The 933-nt window shown below is 67.3% G+C and carries 1 pseudogene; it reads right to left on the bottom strand.

The annotated features are described in order from the left end of the window. Positions 1 to 866: pseudogene (locus H5411_RS48290) on the bottom strand (IS3 family transposase); the annotation flags it as partial. Between the last annotated feature and the right edge of the window lie 67 nt (positions 867 to 933).

Raw genomic sequence — 933 nt, 5'->3', positions numbered from 1 at the left:
GTCGGAGTGGACGACGACATCGTGCGGGTCGCGCAGCGCGATCGCGTTCCGCAGCGCGCTGACGGCGAGTGAGGCCCGCATGTGCGAGGCGATGGAGTATCCGACGATCTTGTTGGAGTAGCAATCCTTGACCGCACACAAGTACAGCTTGCCCTCACCGGTGGAGTGCTCGGTGATATCGGTCAGCCACTTGGTATTCGGTGCATCAGCGGTGAAATCCCGGCGGACCAGGTCGTCGTGCACCGGCGGCCCCGCCTTACGGGAACGGCCTTTCGTCTTGGCATGCAGGGAGAAGATCTGCTGCATGGAGCAGATCCGCCACACCCGGTTCTCCGAGGCGGTGAAACCCCGGCGAGCGAGCTCGTCGGCGATGAACCGGTACCCGTCGGCCGGGTCGTCGGCATGAATCTCGAGGGCGGCGTTGATCAGCTGCGCGTCGTCCCAGTCCCGCTGCGAGAACGGGGCTGCGCACCATTGGTAGTAGGCCTGCCGGGAGATACCCAGCACCCTGCACGTCACCGCGACCGGCACCCTGATCGGGGCGCCGGCCGCGGCCAGTTCACGGACGAGCGGGAAGGCTATTTTCCCGGCAGGTGGCCCTGCGCCAGGTAAGCCGCAGCCTTGCGCAGGACCTCGTTCTCCTGCTCTAGCAGCCGGTTGCGCTTGCGCAACTCCCGCAGCTCAGCGGACTCGTCGCGGGTCACACCGGGCCGGGCGCCGTCTTCGACGTCGGCGGCGCGCAGCCAGTTGGCCAGGCACGATTCGGAGATCCCGAAGTCCTTGGCGACCTGCTTCAACGGGGCCTCGCCGCGGCGGGCCACCGCGATCACGTCGTCGCGGAACTCACGGGGGTAGGGCTTGGGCACGGTGACATCCTTCCAGGCGAGGCCGGAGCCTCACAGGTGAGGTGTCAACCAGACCCTGGGCAGACCC

Origin of the sequence: Amycolatopsis echigonensis (assembly GCF_014174495.1) — a bacterium.
Classification (GTDB): Bacteria; Actinomycetota; Actinomycetes; order Mycobacteriales; family Pseudonocardiaceae; genus Amycolatopsis; species Amycolatopsis echigonensis.
The sequence above is the reverse complement of the archived record's forward strand: the minus strand, read 5'-3'. Positions and strand labels throughout refer to the sequence as shown.